Origin of the sequence: Bartonella sp. W8167 (genome assembly GCF_016100335.1) — a bacterium.
Lineage (GTDB): Bacteria > Pseudomonadota > Alphaproteobacteria > Rhizobiales > Rhizobiaceae > Bartonella > Bartonella apis.
The window spans coordinates 25,190-41,991 of record NZ_JACFSQ010000003.1; the positions used below are offsets into that span (position 1 = coordinate 25,190).

The following is a 16,802-nucleotide window of genomic DNA, read 5'->3' on the forward strand; positions in this document are numbered from 1 at the left end:
ATAAATTATAACAATCTTATGTTATTTCTTAATAAAAAGATTTTTCTTTAAGTATAAAAGCTTTGACTAACTGCGCGGCGAAAAAGCGTAGTGAGGTGTTGCACCAACCTCTGCTATCGAGTTTATCTGAGTTAACGGTAGGCAATAAATTCTATTGTTCGAGAACCTTACGAATACGATCGGCGAATTGTTTTCCGAATTCGAGATTTTCTTTTGATACTGTTGTGCTATCGTCAAATATTGCATCCTGATCTTCAAGCGAGGATGCAGCAGCAAGGCTTGCTTGTAATGCCAGATAACCGACAACGTAATCCTTCGGTTCGAGCGCGTTTTTTTTCAAAATGTTCATGACGCGCTCATCTTTTGAAATAGTTTTAATGAGCCCGTCAATACTACCATCATTACCGGTTTCGGATTCCGAAAGCCTGATTGTGGACTCCGACATTTCCTTCTGGACATTTTCCATCTTTACCAGAAAAGCTTCATTCAAAGGATATTCCGCTATAATCTTCGGATTACCCGTCGGAGAGAGATAGAATTCGTTTTGCTTGTCATCCTGCTTTGGAGCATCTTCGCCAAAAGCGGCAACCGGAAAGACAATCAAACAAAGGGCAATGACAAATTGCTTGATAAACATTCAGAAGTGATCCTTGCGTTTTCTTAATTCGGCAAAAACAGCGACATCCGAAGCATTTTCCATCTTCAATGTGCGGCGTATATCGGGGTTATTGCAGCGCAAAAATGGATTTGACGCTTTCTCGCTTTTGATCGAACTCGGGAGTGAGGTTTCTCCAACTGCGATAAGCCTGTCAACAGCAGCAGCCCGATTGATAAGCGCGACATTATCCGGATCGACCGAGCGTGCGAACCGCGCATTTTCTTTGGTGTATTCATGGCCGCAATAAAGCTTGGTATCGTCAGGAAGAGCTTTTAGCTTTTCGAGCGAAGAAAACATCATCTCGGCTGTTCCTTCAAACAGTCTCCCGCAGCCCAGATAAAATAACGTATCACCGGTGAAAACCAGTTTGTCTTCAGGAAAATAATAGCAAACGGAGCCAAGCGTATGACCGGGGGTTTCAAGCACTTTCACATCGAATTTTGCGAATTTACAGCCTGATTGTTCATTGACCCCTTCATCAAGTCCACTAATTTTGTCGGCTTCACGTTCCGGCCCGATGATTTTCGTGCCATAAACGGCTTTAAGTGCCGCAATTCCCTCGATGTGGTCCATATGATGATGGGTTATGAAAAGAACATCAAGCTTATAACCTTTTTGGTCAAGCTTTTCACGGATTGCCTTTGCGTCCGGCGCATCAATAGCTGCAGTTAGCCCGCTTGCCTCGTCATGAAGCAGCACTCCGAAATTATCACTGCGGCAAATGAACTGTGTAATTTCCATTGTTTCAATCCCATCGATTTTTGAAATTCTCGACTTATTCGTCAAGCTTTGTCTGTTTCACACCTATCGGCGAGGTTGCATGTTTCATAACAATCGGCATTTGCGCAATCATAAAGATAATGGTGATCGGCATGACACCGAAGACCTTGAATGTCGTCCAGAAATCATTGCTGAAATTGCGCCAAACCAATTCGTTCAACACGGCAAGAAAAATAAAAAACCAAGCCCAGCGACGGGTTAGAATTTTCCATCCCTCATCATCAAGTTGAAAGGCAGAATCAAGCACATAGCCGAGAAGCGATTTATTGAAAGCCAGACCGCCAAACAGGATAAGGCCGAAGAGTGTGTTGATAATTGTCGGCTTCATCTTGATGAATGTATCATTATGAAGCCAAAGCGTTAAAGCCCCGAAAATCAACACAAAGACACCGGAAATAAGCGGCATGATTGGGAGTTTTCGTGCAATAATCCATGAGGCAACGAGTGCAATAACAATGGCAACCATGAAAATCGCCGTGGCAGGAAAAATCGGTTTTTCAAATCCCTGAAACAGGCCGACATGTTTGATAAGCCATTCGCCCTTGTAATTTGCAAAGAAAAACACCACCAGTGGTCCCATTTCCAGAATGAGTTTGAGCGCCGGTGACATATGGAGCTCTTTTACCGCTTTGGTATCTTCCGGATCGGGTTCAAAAAGTGAATTGGTCATTCGTGTTTTCCTGCTATTGCTTCGGCAAAGTCCGAAGCTGCGAAGGGCTCGAGGTCATCAATACCCTCTCCTACCCCGATAAAATATACCGGTAACTTGTATTTTGCCGCAATGGCAACAAGGATGCCGCCGCGCGCTGTTCCATCAAGTTTTGTCATGACAAGGCCGTTCACACCGGCAATGTTGCGGAATATTTCCACCTGGTTTAGCGCATTCTGGCCGGTTGTGGCATCAAGTGTTTGCAAAACAGTGTGTGGGGCATCCGGATCATGCTTGCTTAAAACACGCACAATTTTGGCAAGCTCGTCCATAAGTTCGGTTTTATTCTGCAAACGTCCTGCCGTGTCAATGATAAGAACATCACTTCCGGCAGCTTTGGCTTTTTCATAAGCGTCATAGGCAAGGCTTGCCGCATCGGCACCGAGTTTGGTCGAAACAACCGGTGCATTGACCCTGTCTCCCCAGATATGGAGTTGTTCGATAGCAGCCGCACGAAAAGTATCACCAGCCGCCAACATCACCTTTAATCCGCCGGCGGTTAGCTTGGCTGCCAATTTTCCGATTGTTGTGGTTTTTCCGGTTCCATTCACACCGACAACCAATATGACATGCGGCTTATGGCTCAAGTCAAGTTCAAGCGGGCGGGCAACCGGCTCAAGTACTTTTTTGATCTCGTCACTCATGATCGTGCGTACTTCGTCGGTTGATATATCTTTGCCATAGCGGCTTGATGCAAGGGTATCGGTGATACGGAGAGCGGTTTCAAGACCAAGATCGGCTTGAATGAGTACATCTTCCAGATCTTGCAATGTCGCTTCGTCAAGTTTGCGCTTGGTAAAAATGGAACTGATGGAATCACCAAGTTGGCGGGAAGAACGGGCCAAGCCCGATTTCAACCGTTCAAACCATGACATTTTTTTGGGTTCATGGAGGGGTAAATCCGGCTTGACGACCTTGTTTTTATTGTTTGTTACCTTGTCGGTAATTGTTACGGTTTTATGAGCCGGAAGGTTTGTTTCGGCCTCTGTTGTCTCTATCGTTTGTGAACCGACAAATTCCGCTTCGGGAACTTGTGGTTTTTTTGAAGGTTGCCTTTCCGCCTTTTTCTTTTCGGCTAAAGCGGGTTCTAAATTTTCCGATGAAGTGTCTGGCCGCTCTTTTTTCGCTTTGACCGGTTCGTTGTTTTCAGTGTTGGTGGCTTCGCTCTGTTTTTTTGCCTGAGCTGCCTTATAGGCTTCAAAGGGTGATAAAGCGGGCGTTGCCGCTTCTTTTGTCACATCATTGTCTGAATCCGTTTTCGGGTTCGAGCCAAAAGAAAAAACTTTTTTAAATAAACCTTTAGCCATAAAAATCCCCGGTCAGGCAGCGTTACGTTCGTCGAGCTTGGCAATAAGTTTGTCGCCATCCTGGCCGACAATGTGGCCTTTAACGATGGTTCCGGCAATTGCACCGTCGATTTTGGTCAGTGTGAAATCCTCCGTGCGGCCGATTCCATCATGTTCGACAAGAATCATGTGTTCGGTGTTTTGTAAATGCTCGAGATGGTCGTTATAGGCTTTTTGCCCCTTTTGCCTCAGTTTTTCTGCTCTCAGTTTGACAATATGCCGATCAACCTGTGGCATACGGGCAGCCGGTGTGCCTTCCCGCGGGCTATAGGGAAAGACATGAAGATGTGTCAGTTTACAATCATCAACGAGCGCCAATGTGTTTTCGAACATCGCATCGGTTTCTGTCGGAAAACCGGCAATAAGATCGGCGCCATAAACCATTTCGGGACGTTTGTCGCGTAAATCATTGCAAAACCGGATTGATTGGTCGCGTAAATGGCGCCGTTTCATGCGTTTCAAAATCATGTTGTCACCAGCCTGAAGTGAAAGGTGCAAATGCGGCATTAACCGGGGTTCATAAGCCAGTAATTCCATCAATTCGTCATCGACTTCTACCGAATCTATTGAAGAGAGGCGCAAACGCGCAAGATCGGGAACGTTTTTCAAAATTGAATGAACAAGTTTGCCGAGAGTTGCCTTTCCGGGAAGATCAGGTCCATAGCTTGTAAGATCAACGCCGGTGAGGACAACTTCCTGATAGCCGTTTCCGTTAAGGCGTTTTATCTGTTCGACGACTGCACCCATTGGAACGGAGCGTGACGGCCCTCTTCCATAGGGAATAATGCAAAATGTGCAGCGATGGTCGCAACCGTTTTGCACTTGCACGAAAGCCCGCGAATGCCCTTCTATCGAGTCAACCATATGGGGCGCATTTTCTTTCACGTCCATGATGTCGTTGACTTTGAGTTTTTCGTAATTGTTGACACCGAAATCCGGAAGCTGACGATAGGAATGGGCATGCAGTTTTTCTTCATTCCCCAAAACCAGATCAACTTCGTCCATATCGGCAAAATTCTGGCCCATAGTTTGGGCGGCACAGCCTGTTACAATGATACGTGCAAGCGGGTTTTCGCGCCTTGCTTTGCGAATTGCCTGTTTTGCCTGACGAACGGCTTCGGCCGTGACAGCGCATGTATTGAAGATAAAAGCGCCGTTTTCCAACTTATCAAGACCGGCTTCAGCACTTTCTTTGCGCATGACCTCAGATTCAAATGCATTAAGTCGACAGCCAAAGGTGACAATTTCAGTTGCCATTATGAAATCCTTTGATATTCGCCCGAAACCGGATCGAACTTTCCGCTAAACTCGAATTCCGTCGGTCCCGTCATGATGATATGGTTGTCTTTATCCCATAAAATGTCGAGTTTCCCACCTGGTAGAGTTACAGTCACATGCCGTTTTGTGAGTCCACGTCTTGATGCGGCAACAGTTGCGGCACAGGAAGCGGTGCCACAAGCGCGTGTAAGGCCTGCCCCCCTTTCCCATGTCCGCAAAGTCAAAGAAGTGGGCGATGTGACGTGCGCAATCGAAATATTGCAACGTTCGGGGAAAAACGGGTCATGTTCAAGTTCGGGACCATATTTATCAAGGGCTATTTTCTCGATATCGTCGCCAACGAAAAATATTGCATGGGGGTTTCCCATGGAAACCAGCGAGGCATCATGAAGTAGCCCGCGACCGATATCGATATCGGCGTGGTTTGTGTCGGCAATGGGATGTGACACCGGTATTTCCTGCCATTCAAGATGCGGAATTCCCATATCGACCGATACCAAACCGTTTTCACGGCGCTTTGCCCTGACAATACCGGCAACCGTATCCAGTTTGAAATTGTCGCCCAGATTTTGCTTATAGAGCCATTCAACAACGCAACGTGTACCGTTTCCACAGGCTTGAGCTTTGGATCCATCCGAGTTCCATATGACAATGTGGTAATCACTACCGGATTTAATTGGCTTATGAACCGCCATTATCTGGTCGAAAGCCGTATCGCGTTTTTTAGAAAGAGCGATAGCAGCTTTTGGTGTTATGTCTGTTTTGGTCTCGCGCATATCGGCAACAATTATTTCATTGCCGAGACCATTCATTTTTTCAAAAGGGATCATATTTGCCATCTACCTGATGTTTATTACGATAATATGGCTGAAAATCCAAAAAAATTCCAGCGCAAGCACGATCAATAATCGGAATAGTTCAGCGACTAATAAAAACCGGAGATTGATGAAAATCCGACTATTGATCAAAATATTGGAGAATTTTGAAAATGATCGCCATTTTCAGCGTTTACGAACGGATTTCCGATTTAATTTAGCGCCATTTCTAAAATTCTCTATTTAAGGTAAATAAATTCCGGTAATGTTTGTGTTTAAAAATAACATTTAAAAACAATATGTTAAACAATAATTTTATGGGCAAAAGTTTTTACTCGAGAAATCGAAGCTGCATCCGGTCCCCTTTTTTGTTCGTGAATCATGAAGAAGAGCAGATGTTTTTCTTTTTTTCTCACACTTTTTTGCTATGTATAGTCTTTAAGTAAAATTTAACCATCGTGCCTTTCGTCTGTACGGTATCACTGCGCAATCATGCGATGAGGAAAGTAGGAATATGACAGTCTCGAGGAATTCACTTCTGGTATTGACAGTTATGGCAACAATGCTTGCCGGTTGTGCGAATTCACGATTCGGCAACAATGGTGGTGGCGAACCGCCGCAGGTGGTTATGCCGGGGCCGCCAAGTTCGGGTGGTGTCAGCCAATCCGAGTTGCCGCCGCCGGATAATTTTCCGGCAGCACCCAATAATAGCGTGAGTAGCAGTGCCCCACAGCAACAACAGACCGAGGTAGCCAGTCTTCAGCCGCCTGCAAACGCTTCGGATTTGACTCCCGGAGCGATTGCCGGTGTCTGGAAAGCTTCGGTTGGCGGGCTGAATTGTCAGATTGCAACACCGCAGACAAAATATGGCCAAGGCTATCGCGCGGGACCGTTGCATTGTCCGGAAGCCTTCTCGAAAGTTGCGTCATGGGCAGTGAGTGGCAAACAGCTGAATTTCTATGACGGCGCCGGAAGTGCTGTCGCTACGCTTTATTCTGCCGGTCCTAGCCGGTTCGAAGGCAATACAGTGAACGGTCAGGCGGTTATTTTAAGCCGCTAATAAAATTGGGAGAGGTCGCAGTCATCAGGCCTCTTTTATTTTCTTCAGCACAAGAAGGGGCTTGTCGATGGGAGCAATGCGTGAGCGCTATGATGCTTTGGTTGAAAACGGTGAAATCGACCGTGATGAAGCGCAAATTACCCTGATCTCGCATTTCGACTGGCTTCTTGACGAGCTTGCTGTTAAGCGTATGTCGCAGAAAAGCTCTCCACTCGGCTGGCTTTTCGGCAAACACAGGGATAACCGAACCGGTGTGCGTGGCCTATATGTTTATGGTGAAGTTGGCCGTGGCAAAACCATGCTTATGGATTTGTTTTTTTCCTGTCTGCCCGATGGTGACAAAAGGCGCGCCCATTTCAATGATTTTATGGCCGATGTGCATGATCGTATAAATCGTCATCGGCAGGCATTGACGCGTGGCGAAACCAAACAGAACGATCCCATTCCTCCCGTTGCGGCAAGTCTTGCCAAAGAAGCTAAAGTTCTTTGTTTTGACGAGTTTACTGTGACCGACATTGCCGATGCAATGGTTCTTTCAAGACTTTTTACCGCTCTTTTCAAAGAAGGTGTAACACTGATTGCAACGTCGAATGTTGCGCCTGATAATCTTTATAAAAACGGGCTCAATAGGCAGTTATTCTTGCCTTTTATCAAGATTCTCGAAGATAATGTCGAGGTTTTTAACCTTGATGCAGATACCGATTACCGGCTGGAAAAAGCCGATCGCAAGCCTGTCTATATCACTCCTCTAGGCCATATTGCGCAGGAAAAGATGGATGCTGCATGGGCACTCGTTGAACAAGGAAACACCGCAAAGCCGGATGTTGTCGAAGTTCGCGGACATCCCGTTCAAGTGCCACGTGCAGTAAATAATGCGGCCCGTTTCGACTATATCGATCTTTGCTCCATTCCGCTGGCTGCTGCCGATTATCTCGCCTTGTCGGACCGTTATCATACATTTTTCATTGATAATGTGCCGATTATGGATGATGAACACCGAAACGAGACAAAACGCTTCATTCTGCTGATTGATACGCTTTACGATCGCCACATCCGGCTGTTTATTTCGGCTGCCACAACTCCCGATAAACTCTATCAGGGAACAAACCAAACCACAGAGACATTCGAGTTCGAACGGACTTCATCACGTCTTTTTGAAATGCAAAGTGAGGAATATTTGGCCAATTGGAATGAAAAACAGGTCAAATAAAGCCTAAAAACCAGTAAACACGCATAAATTGTGTCAATTTGACGCATAAAAGTGAAGAAAAATTGACGTTTACGTAACGTGAATTCAATATAACCGATTGAATTTATTAGCTTTAGATAATTCTATTGTAATTTTCTACGATTCAGCCTATCGACGATAAAGGTGTAGATCTCATGACTGCGGTTCGTCGCAGCTAAAATCTATACGGGAGTATTAACAAACCCGATTTTTTATTTGGCTTATCAAGCTGCAATAAAATTGAGGGGCGTTTGGATCATGTCGGCGAGGAGCAAATTCCGCTTTATATTCCGACACTATTTTTAGGGAAGAAACCAGAATGGCACGCAATAAAATAGCACTCATCGGTTCAGGAATGATCGGGGGCACATTGGCACACTTGATTGGATTGAAAGAACTTGGCGATGTTGTCTTGTTCGATATTGCAGAGGGTGTGCCGCAGGGTAAAGGTCTTGATATTGCCGAATCTTCGCCAGTTGAAGGTTTCGACGCAAAATATACAGGCGCCAATGACTATGCAGCAATCGAGGGCGCAAACGTCATTATCGTTACAGCAGGTGTTCCCCGTAAGCCCGGAATGAGCCGTGACGATCTTCTTGGTATCAACCTCAAAGTTATGGAACAGGTCGGTGCCGGAATTAAGAAATATGCCCCTGATGCATTTGTTATCTGCATCACCAATCCGCTCGATGCGATGGTTTGGGCACTGCAAAAATTTTCAGGCCTTCCGGCAAACAAGGTTGTCGGCATGGCAGGAGTTCTCGACTCCGCACGTTTCCGCTATTTTTTGGCAGAAGAATTCAAAGTTTCGGTTGACGATGTGACAGCCTTCGTTCTTGGCGGTCATGGTGATTCGATGGTGCCGCTTGCCCGTTATTCGACAGTTGCCGGCATTCCTTTGCCGGATCTTGTCAAAATGGGTTGGACAACCGAAGCAAAGCTCGAAAAAATTATTCAGCGTACCCGCGATGGTGGTGCAGAAATCGTTGGTTTGTTGAAAACCGGTTCGGCATATTATGCTCCGGCAGCTTCGGCTATTTCGATGGCAGAAGCTTATCTGAAAGATAAAAAGCGTGTTGTACCGGTTGCTGCGCATCTTTCCGGCCAGTACGGCGTTAAAGACACATATGTTGGCGTTCCTGTTGTTTTGGGTGCTGGCGGTGTCGAACGCGTTATCGAAATTGAACTTGATAAGAAAGAAAAGGAAGCTTTCGATAAATCTGTTCATGCTGTTCATGGCCTTTGTGAAGCCTGCGTAAAACTTGCACCAAACTTGAAATAAGTGGGGGTCACCCCACTTTTTCATTCACATAAGTCGGATATACCGATTTTCCGGGACCGGACTTTCGGCCCACAATAGAAAAGGAAAAATGAATGAATATCCATGAATATCAGGCCAAGCGTCTGCTTCATGAATATGGCGCACCGATAGCAAACGGTGTTGCTGTCTATTCTGTAGAGCAGGCAGAGGAATGGGCAAAAAAATTGCCCGGACCTCTTTATGTCGTTAAAAGCCAGATTCACGCTGGTGGGCGCGGCAAGGGTAAGTTTAAAGAACTTGGTCCCGATGCTAAAGGTGGCGTCCGTCTTGCAAAATCGGTTGAAGAAGTTGTTGCCAATGTCAAAGAAATGCTTGGCAAAACACTCGTCACCAAGCAGACAGGACCGGCCGGAAAACAGGTAAATCGTCTTTATATTGAAGATGGTGCTGATATCGAACGCGAACTTTATCTGTCACTTCTCGTTGACCGTACGCTCGGAGAGGTTGCTTTTGTCGTTTCGACAGAAGGCGGTATGGATATTGAAACCGTTGCACATGATACACCTGAAAAAATTCTCACCCTTCCGATTGATCCGGATAAGGGCGTTACCGCTGAAGACAGCGCAAAACTTTGCGATGCTCTGAAGCTTGATGGTGTTGCTCGTGAAGACGGATTGAAACTTTTCCCGATTCTTTACAAAGCTTTTGTCGAAAAAGACATGAGCCTTCTTGAAATCAACCCGTTGATCGTCATGAAAAACGGTCATTTGCGGTTGTTGGACTCGAAGGTATCGTTCGACAATAATGCACTTTTCCGCCACCCCGACATTGTCGAGTTGCGGGATACTTCAGAGGAAGACCCGAAGGAAATCGAAGCTTCCAAACACGATCTTGCCTATATTGCTCTTGATGGCAATATCGGTTGCATGGTCAATGGCGCAGGCCTTGCCATGGCAACGATGGATATCATCAAGCTTTATGGTGGCGAGCCGGCAAACTTTCTTGATGTTGGTGGTGGTGCTTCCAAAGAGCGCGTGACTGCCGCTTTCAAGATTATTACAGCCGATCCCCATGTACAGGGCATATTGGTAAATATTTTCGGTGGCATCATGCGTTGTGATGTTATTGCCGAAGGTGTTCTGGCTGCGGTCAAGGAAGTCGGTTTGAAAGTGCCTCTGGTCATTCGTCTTGAAGGCACGAATGTTGATAAGGGCAAAGCTCTTATCAATGAAAGTGGTCTGAATGTAATCTCGGCGGATGATCTTGACGATGCCGCCAAGAAAATTGTCGCAGCCGTGAAGGGAGCTTGAAGTCATGTCGATTCTTATCAACAAGGATACCAAAGTTCTCGTACAGGGTTTGACCGGCAAAACCGGTACCTTCCATACCGAACAGGCGCTTGCCTATCATGGAACCAAAATGGTTGGTGGCGTTAACCCGAAAAAGGGCGGCGAAACCTGGCATGGTGCCAATGGTGAAGAATTGCCTATTTTTGCAACTGTTGCCGAAGGCAAGGACAAAACCGGAGCCGATGCATCGGTTATCTATGTTCCCCCGGCAGGTGCTGCGGCTGCAATCATGGAAGCTATTGATGCCGAAATTGGCCTTATTGTTTGTATCACGGAAGGTATTCCGGTTCTCGATATGGTCAAGGTCAAGGCAAAATTGAGAAAATCGAAGTCGCGCCTTATCGGCCCGAACTGCCCCGGTGTTCTTACACCCGATGAATGCAAAATCGGCATTATGCCGGGATCGATTTTCAAGAAAGGTTCGGTCGGTGTTGTGTCGCGCTCGGGCACTTTGACCTATGAAGCTGTTTATCAGACAACAGTCGAAGGTTTGGGCCAAACAACAGCCGTCGGCATTGGTGGCGATCCGGTCAAGGGTACCGAATTTATTGACGTACTCGAGATGTTCCTTGCAGATGATGAAACCAAGTCGATCGTTATGATCGGTGAAATTGGCGGTTCTGCCGAGGAAGACGCTTCTCAATTCCTGATTGATGAAGCCAAGAAAGGGCGCAAAAAACCGGTTGTCGGTTTTATTGCCGGTCGTACAGCGCCCAAGGGCCGCACAATGGGGCATGCCGGTGCTGTGATTTCCGGTGGCAAAGGAGGAGCCGAAGACAAGATCGCTGCTATGGAAGCAGCCGGTATTCGGGTTTCACCGTCACCTGCGCAAATCGGCAAGACGCTCGTTGAGGTTCTTAAAGGATAATTACAAAAAAGCCACTCGGGCGACTGGTTCGGGTGGCTTGATTTTTTTAACAGAAGCGAATGCTTCTTCAACACCAATTCGTAGGGTGTTCCCGCGGATATTAAGGAGACGGAACAGGTGTTCCGGCAGAATATATGGCAAGGCAGGACCAGACAAACGATCTTTTTGAACAAACTTCGTTTTTATATGGTGGCAATGCTGATTATATAGATCAGCTTTATGCCGAGTATGAGAAAAACCCCGCCGGCGTTGATCCGCAATGGCGTGAATTTTTCGATAATTTAAAAGACAATAAAGAAGATGTGCTGAAAAATGCTGAAGGCGCATCCTGGCAGCGTGACAATTGGCCGGTAAAGCCGGTAGGCGAGCTGGTATCAGCTCTGGACGGTGATTGGTCCGCTGTTGAAAAACATATGGGCGACAAGCTCAAAGGCAAAGCAGCAGAAGCAGCCAAAAAAGGCGGTTCGGCTGTAAGCAATGCCGATATCATTCAGGCCACCCGCGATTCAGTGCGCGCAATTATGATGATCCGCGCCTATCGTATACGCGGCCATCTTCATGCAAAACTTGATCCGTTACAATTGCGTGAAGCACCGGAAGATTATAACGAATTGTCGCCTGAAACCTATGGTTTCACAACGGCCGATTATGACCGTAAAATATTTATCGACAATGTTCTCGGGCTTGAATATGCAACAATCCCGCAAATGTTGGAAATATTGAAAAACACCTATTGCAATACAATCGGTGTCGAATTCATGCATATTTCCGATCCGGCAGAAAAAAGCTGGATTCAGGAACGAATCGAAGGCCCGAACAATTGGGTATCGTTCACGCCTGAAGGTAAAAAGGCTATTGTTCATAAGCTCGTAGAAGCCGAAGGTTTCGAAAAGTTTCTTGATACAAAATATAAGGGCACAAAGCGTTTCGGCCTTGATGGCGGTGAATCGCTTATTCCGGCTCTTGAACAGATCATCAAGCGCGGTGGTGCTCTGGGTGTGGAAGAAATCGTTTTCGGCATGGCTCACCGCGGACGTCTTAACGTTCTTTCGCAGGTGCTCTCCAAGCCTCATCGCGCAATCTTCCATGAATTCAAGGGTGGTTCTTATAAGCCTGATGATGTTGAAGGTTCGGGCGATGTGAAATACCATCTGGGTACATCTTCCGATCGCGAGTTCGATGGCAACAAGGTGCATTTGTCACTTCTTGCCAACCCGTCCCACCTCGAAATTGTTGACCCGGTTGTTATCGGTAAAACCCGTGCAAAACAGGATTTGCTTGCCGGTCCGAGCCGCAGTGATCTGGTTCCGCTCAGTGAGCGGGCAAAAGTTATGCCGGTTCTTATCCACGGTGATGCAGCTTTTGCAGGGCAAGGTGTTATTCAGGAAACATTGGGTCTTTCGGGACTGAAAGGTTTCCGTGTTGCCGGCTCTATCCACTTCATCATCAACAACCAGATCGGTTTTACAACCAATCCGCGTTTCGGTCGTTCAACGCCTTATCCATCAGATATTGCCAAGATGATCGACGCACCGATTTTCCACGTCAATGGCGATGATCCGGAAGCGGTTGTTTATGTTGCCAAAGTTGCAACAGAATTCCGCATGATTTTCCATAAGCCGGTTGTTATCGACATGTTCTGCTATCGCCGGTTTGGTCACAATGAAGGTGATGAACCGTCCTTCACGCAGCCATTGATGTATAAAGCCATTCGTGGTCATAAAACCACTTTGGAACTTTATGGCGAGAAGCTGGAAAAAGAAGGCCTTATCAAGGCTGAAGAACTCGACCAGCAAAAGCGCGAGTGGCACGACAAGCTTGAAAAAGAGTTTGAAGCCGCCACTTCCTATAAGCCCAACAAAGCCGATTGGCTTGACGGGACATGGACAGGCTTGAAAGCCGCCGACAATGCCGACGATCAACGTCGTGGCGCAACCGGCGTGCCGATCAAGACACTGAAAGAAATTGGTGAACGTCTGGTTGACATTCCGGCCGATTTCCATGTTCACAAGACCATTAAGCGCTTCCTTGATAACCGTGCAAAAATGTTTGCAACAGGCGAAGGAATCGATTGGGCAACCGGTGAAGCTTTGGCTTTCGGTTCACTTGTTATCGAAGGTGCACCGGTTCGTCTTTCCGGTGAAGATGTCGAACGTGGTACATTCAGCCAGCGTCATTCTGTTCTTTATGATCAGGAAAACGAAAACCGCTATATCCCGTTGAATAATCTTAAAAAGGGTCAGGCCATTTATGAGCCTGTCAACTCGATGCTTTCGGAAGAAGGTGTATTGGGATTTGAATATGGATATTCGTTGGCACAACCGCTCGGCTTGAACTTGTGGGAAGCCCAATTCGGTGACTTCGCCAATGGTGCGCAGGTTCTTTTCGACCAATTCATTTCCTCGGGCGAACGCAAATGGCTGCGTATGAGCGGCCTTGTCTGCTTGTTGCCGCATGGATTTGAAGGTCAGGGACCTGAACACTCTTCAGCCCGCCTTGAACGTTATCTGCAACTATGTGCAGAAGATAATATGCAGGTTGCCAATTGTACGACACCGGCAAATTACTTCCACATTTTGCGCCGTCAGATCAAACGCGATTTCCGTAAACCCTTGATCTTGATGACACCGAAATCCTTGTTGCGTCACAAACGCGCCGTCTCTTCGCTGAGCGATATGGGAGCCGATACAACCTTCCATCGCTTGCTGCTTGATGACGCCCAACAGCTCAAGGATCAGGCAATCAAGTTGCAGAAAGACAACAAGATCCGTCGCGTCGTTCTCTGCTCCGGCAAAGTCTATTATGACCTTTACGAAGAGCGCGAAAAACGCGGAATCGATGATGTCTATCTGTTGCGTGTTGAACAGCTTTACCCGTTCCCGGCAAAAGCTTTGATCACTGTTCTTTCCCGCTTCTTGCAGGCGGAAATCGTCTGGTGTCAGGAAGAGCCGAAGAATATGGGTGCCTGGTCATTTATCGAACCCTATCTTGAATGGGTACTGGCTCATATTGGCGCGAAATATCCGCGTGCCCGTTATGCCGGTCGTCCTGCAAGTGCTTCGCCTGCAACCGGGCTTATGTCGCAACATCTTCAACAGCTTGCCGCGTTCCTTGAAGACGCGTTAGCTTAATTCTCAAATCACTCTGACGTATGGAAAAAAATTATGGCTAATGAAATCCGTGTTCCTACTCTGGGCGAGTCCGTTACTGAAGCAACCATTGGGAAATGGTTCAAAAAAGTTGGCGATGCTGTCGCTATGGACGAGCCCTTGGTTGAACTTGAAACTGATAAAGTAACAGTCGAGGTTCCCTCGCCTGTCGCAGGAAAATTGACAGAAATTGTTGCCAACGAAGGTGACAATGTCGAAGTTGGCGCGCTTCTCGGCTCGATCGAGGCGGGAGCTGCCGGCAATGTTGCTCCGCAGCCAAAGCCTGCCCAACCGGCACCGAGCGCTCCTGCACCACAACCGGCAGCAAATGCACCTGCAGCCGCTTCCGGCTCGATGCAGCCTGCTCCTTCTGCTGCTAAACTGATGGCTGAAAACAATTTGTCAGCTGGTCAGGTTGATGGTTCGGGCAAGCGTGGTCAGGTCCTTAAAGGCGATGTTCTTGATGCACTTGCAAAAGGCATTTCGGCCGCTGCTCCGGCAGCAGCTCCGCGCGTGGCTTCCCAGCCGCAAGATGCTGCACGTGAAGAACGTGTCCGCATGACAAAATTGCGTCAGACCATTGCCCGTCGTTTGAAAGACGCACAAAACACCATGGCAATGCTCACCACTTTCAACGAAGTGGACATGTCGGCTATTATGGACTTGCGTAAACGCTACAAGGAAATGTTCGAGAAGAAACATGGCGTCAAACTCGGCTTCATGGGCTTCTTCACCAAGGCTGTTTGCCACGCATTGAAAGAAGTTCCCGCTGTTAATGCCGAAATCGACGGCACCGACATTATTTACAAAAATTATGTCAATGCCGGTATTGCTGTTGGTACAGCCAAAGGCCTTGTTGTTCCGGTTGTCCGTGACGCAGACCAGCTTTCAATCGCAGGAATCGAAAAAGAAATCGGTCGCCTCGGTCGTTTGGCACGTGATGGCAAGCTCGCTGTCGCCGATATGCAGGGTGGCACATTCACCATCACCAATGGCGGCGTTTATGGTTCATTGATGTCCACACCTATCCTCAATGCTCCTCAATCGGGTATTCTGGGTATGCATGCCATCAAGGAACGTGCTGTCGTCGTCAATGGCGAAGTTGTTGCCCGTCCGATGATGTATCTGGCTCTCTCTTATGATCACCGTATCGTTGATGGTCAGGAAGCTGTTACATTCCTTGTTCGCGTTAAAGAATGCCTTGAAGATCCGGAACGTCTCGTTATCGATCTTTAAAATAGGATAGTCGCAAATGAATGCACCAGCAGCATTATTGGCCATAAGCGTCATATTGTTGTTGGTGCATATTTTTTTGCAGGCTTTTCTCGCAACACGTGAATTGGGACGAAGCTGGAACGCCGGACCAAGAGATGGCGGTGAGGCGCCAAAATCGGTTTATGCCGGTCGGGCAATGCGTGCGAGCGCCAATTTCCGTGAAACTTATCCGGCATTTCTGGCATTGATGTTGCTTGGTGATTTTGCCCCAAATAACATTATGTTGACCGTGGCAGGTGGATCCATATGGGTCATAGCAAGGATTATCTATATTCCGCTTTACCTCTTGGGCATCGCCTACATCCGTAGCATCGTCTGGCTAATTTCCATCCTCGGATTGGTCATCATGGTTGTCGCCGCTTTCTGGAGTTAGATGATGGCTCCTTATTTTGTCGAATGGTCAACATTGATGGCGGTATTCGCAATTGCGGCAATAACGCCGGGAGCCGATTTCGCATTGATTTTGCGCCAATCGTTGGTTCATGGGCGTGAGGCCGCTTTTGCGACAGCTTTCGGCATTGGCGCGGCTCTGCTCTTTCACGTGAGTTACACGATTCTGGGACTTGGATTGCTCATTTCGAAATCTCTTATTCTGTTTAATGTCGTTAAGTGGCTCGGTGTTCTCTATCTTCTCTATATCGGCATTAAAAGCATTACCTCGCGCGGTATTGCGGGTGAAAAAAACGAAAACGGAAAAAGTAGGAAAACACGGCAAAGTTTGAAAAAAGCATTTTTTGCCGGATTTACCGTCAATGCTCTTAATCCCAAAGCGGTGTTTTTCTTTCTTTCTATTTTCTCGACATTCGTTGCACCGGTAACGCTTATGGCAGTCAAGTTTTGCTATGGTTTATCGATGTCGGCACTTCTTATTGGATGGTTTCTAATGGTTGGCATTTTTATGACAACCCCTGCCATCCGGTCATTATATCAACGCGCCGCCAAATGGATTGATCGCCTTTGCGGAGCGGTTTTCATCGCATTCAGTATCAGGCTTATGTTTCAGAAAGCCTCTTAAGTTTTAGAATT

15 protein-coding genes are annotated in these 16,802 nt (G+C 47.1%); 9 read left to right on the top strand and 6 right to left on the bottom strand.

Annotated features, from left to right (window positions below):
• Positions 1–151: 151 nt before the first annotated feature.
• The 6 genes from H3V12_RS08795 to dapF are packed head-to-tail and all read right to left on the bottom strand — an operon-like array spanning position 152 to position 5,601.
• On the bottom strand, positions 152–637 hold the full coding sequence (locus tag H3V12_RS08795; RefSeq protein WP_198214382.1) for a hypothetical protein: 486 nt from the start codon (positions 635–637) through the stop codon (positions 152–154).
• Positions 638–1,399 (bottom strand): hydroxyacylglutathione hydrolase, encoded by a 762-nt coding sequence (gene gloB / locus H3V12_RS08800; protein WP_198214383.1) that lies wholly within the window; start codon positions 1,397–1,399, stop codon positions 638–640.
• 34 nt (positions 1,400–1,433) lie between these two features.
• Positions 1,434–2,108: a septation protein A gene (locus tag H3V12_RS08805; RefSeq protein ID WP_075869488.1), complete on the bottom strand. Its 675-nt coding sequence runs from the start codon at positions 2,106–2,108 to the stop codon at positions 1,434–1,436.
• Positions 2,105–3,454, bottom strand: coding sequence for a signal recognition particle-docking protein FtsY (gene ftsY / locus H3V12_RS08810; RefSeq protein ID WP_198214384.1), 1,350 nt, complete (start codon positions 3,452–3,454; stop codon positions 2,105–2,107). The genes H3V12_RS08805 and ftsY overlap by 4 nt, the downstream gene beginning before the upstream one ends.
• 12 nt (positions 3,455–3,466) lie before the next feature.
• Positions 3,467–4,750, bottom strand: a complete 1,284-nt coding sequence (gene mtaB / locus H3V12_RS08815) for a tRNA (N(6)-L-threonylcarbamoyladenosine(37)-C(2))-methylthiotransferase MtaB (protein WP_198214385.1) — start codon at positions 4,748–4,750, stop codon at positions 3,467–3,469.
• The gene (gene dapF / locus H3V12_RS08820) at positions 4,750–5,601 is read right to left on the bottom strand and encodes a diaminopimelate epimerase (RefSeq protein WP_198214540.1); all 852 of its coding nucleotides are present in this window, start codon (positions 5,599–5,601) and stop codon (positions 4,750–4,752) included. Before dapF ends, mtaB begins: the two co-directional genes overlap by 1 nt.
• Positions 5,602–6,100: 499 nt before the next feature.
• Here dapF and H3V12_RS08825 point away from each other — a divergent pair, with 499 nt between their 5' ends.
• From H3V12_RS08825 to H3V12_RS08865, 9 genes are all read left to right on the top strand, one after another.
• A complete protein-coding gene (locus tag H3V12_RS08825) occupies positions 6,101–6,646 on the top strand; it encodes an AprI/Inh family metalloprotease inhibitor (RefSeq protein ID WP_075869484.1) in 546 nt (181 codons plus the stop codon).
• A 67-nt stretch (positions 6,647–6,713) separates the two neighbouring features.
• Positions 6,714–7,856: a cell division protein ZapE gene (zapE, locus tag H3V12_RS08830; RefSeq protein ID WP_198214386.1), complete on the top strand. Its 1,143-nt coding sequence runs from the start codon at positions 6,714–6,716 to the stop codon at positions 7,854–7,856.
• 337 nt (positions 7,857–8,193) lie between these two features.
• The gene (gene mdh / locus H3V12_RS08835; protein WP_075913772.1) at positions 8,194–9,156 is read left to right on the top strand and encodes a malate dehydrogenase; all 963 of its coding nucleotides are present in this window, start codon (positions 8,194–8,196) and stop codon (positions 9,154–9,156) included.
• Positions 9,157–9,248: 92 nt separating this feature from the next.
• On the top strand, positions 9,249–10,445 hold the full coding sequence (gene sucC / locus H3V12_RS08840; protein WP_198214387.1) for an ADP-forming succinate--CoA ligase subunit beta: 1,197 nt from the start codon (positions 9,249–9,251) through the stop codon (positions 10,443–10,445).
• Between the two features lie 4 nt (positions 10,446–10,449).
• The gene (gene sucD, locus H3V12_RS08845; RefSeq protein WP_075869480.1) at positions 10,450–11,352 is read left to right on the top strand and encodes a succinate--CoA ligase subunit alpha; all 903 of its coding nucleotides are present in this window, start codon (positions 10,450–10,452) and stop codon (positions 11,350–11,352) included.
• A gap of 134 nt (positions 11,353–11,486) precedes the next feature.
• Complete coding sequence (locus tag H3V12_RS08850) at positions 11,487–14,483, top strand: 2-oxoglutarate dehydrogenase E1 component (RefSeq protein ID WP_198214388.1); 2,997 nt, start codon at positions 11,487–11,489, stop codon at positions 14,481–14,483.
• A 33-nt stretch (positions 14,484–14,516) separates the two neighbouring features.
• Entirely contained in the window at positions 14,517–15,737 is a 1,221-nt protein-coding gene (gene odhB, locus H3V12_RS08855) for a 2-oxoglutarate dehydrogenase complex dihydrolipoyllysine-residue succinyltransferase (RefSeq protein WP_198214389.1), read from the top strand.
• Positions 15,738–15,753: 16 nt separating this feature from the next.
• The gene (locus H3V12_RS08860; RefSeq protein ID WP_198214390.1) at positions 15,754–16,149 is read left to right on the top strand and encodes an MAPEG family protein; all 396 of its coding nucleotides are present in this window, start codon (positions 15,754–15,756) and stop codon (positions 16,147–16,149) included.
• A 3-nt stretch (positions 16,150–16,152) separates the two neighbouring features.
• Positions 16,153–16,791, top strand: a complete 639-nt coding sequence (locus tag H3V12_RS08865; protein ID WP_198214541.1) for a LysE family translocator — start codon at positions 16,153–16,155, stop codon at positions 16,789–16,791.
• Positions 16,792–16,802: the final 11 nt, after the last annotated feature.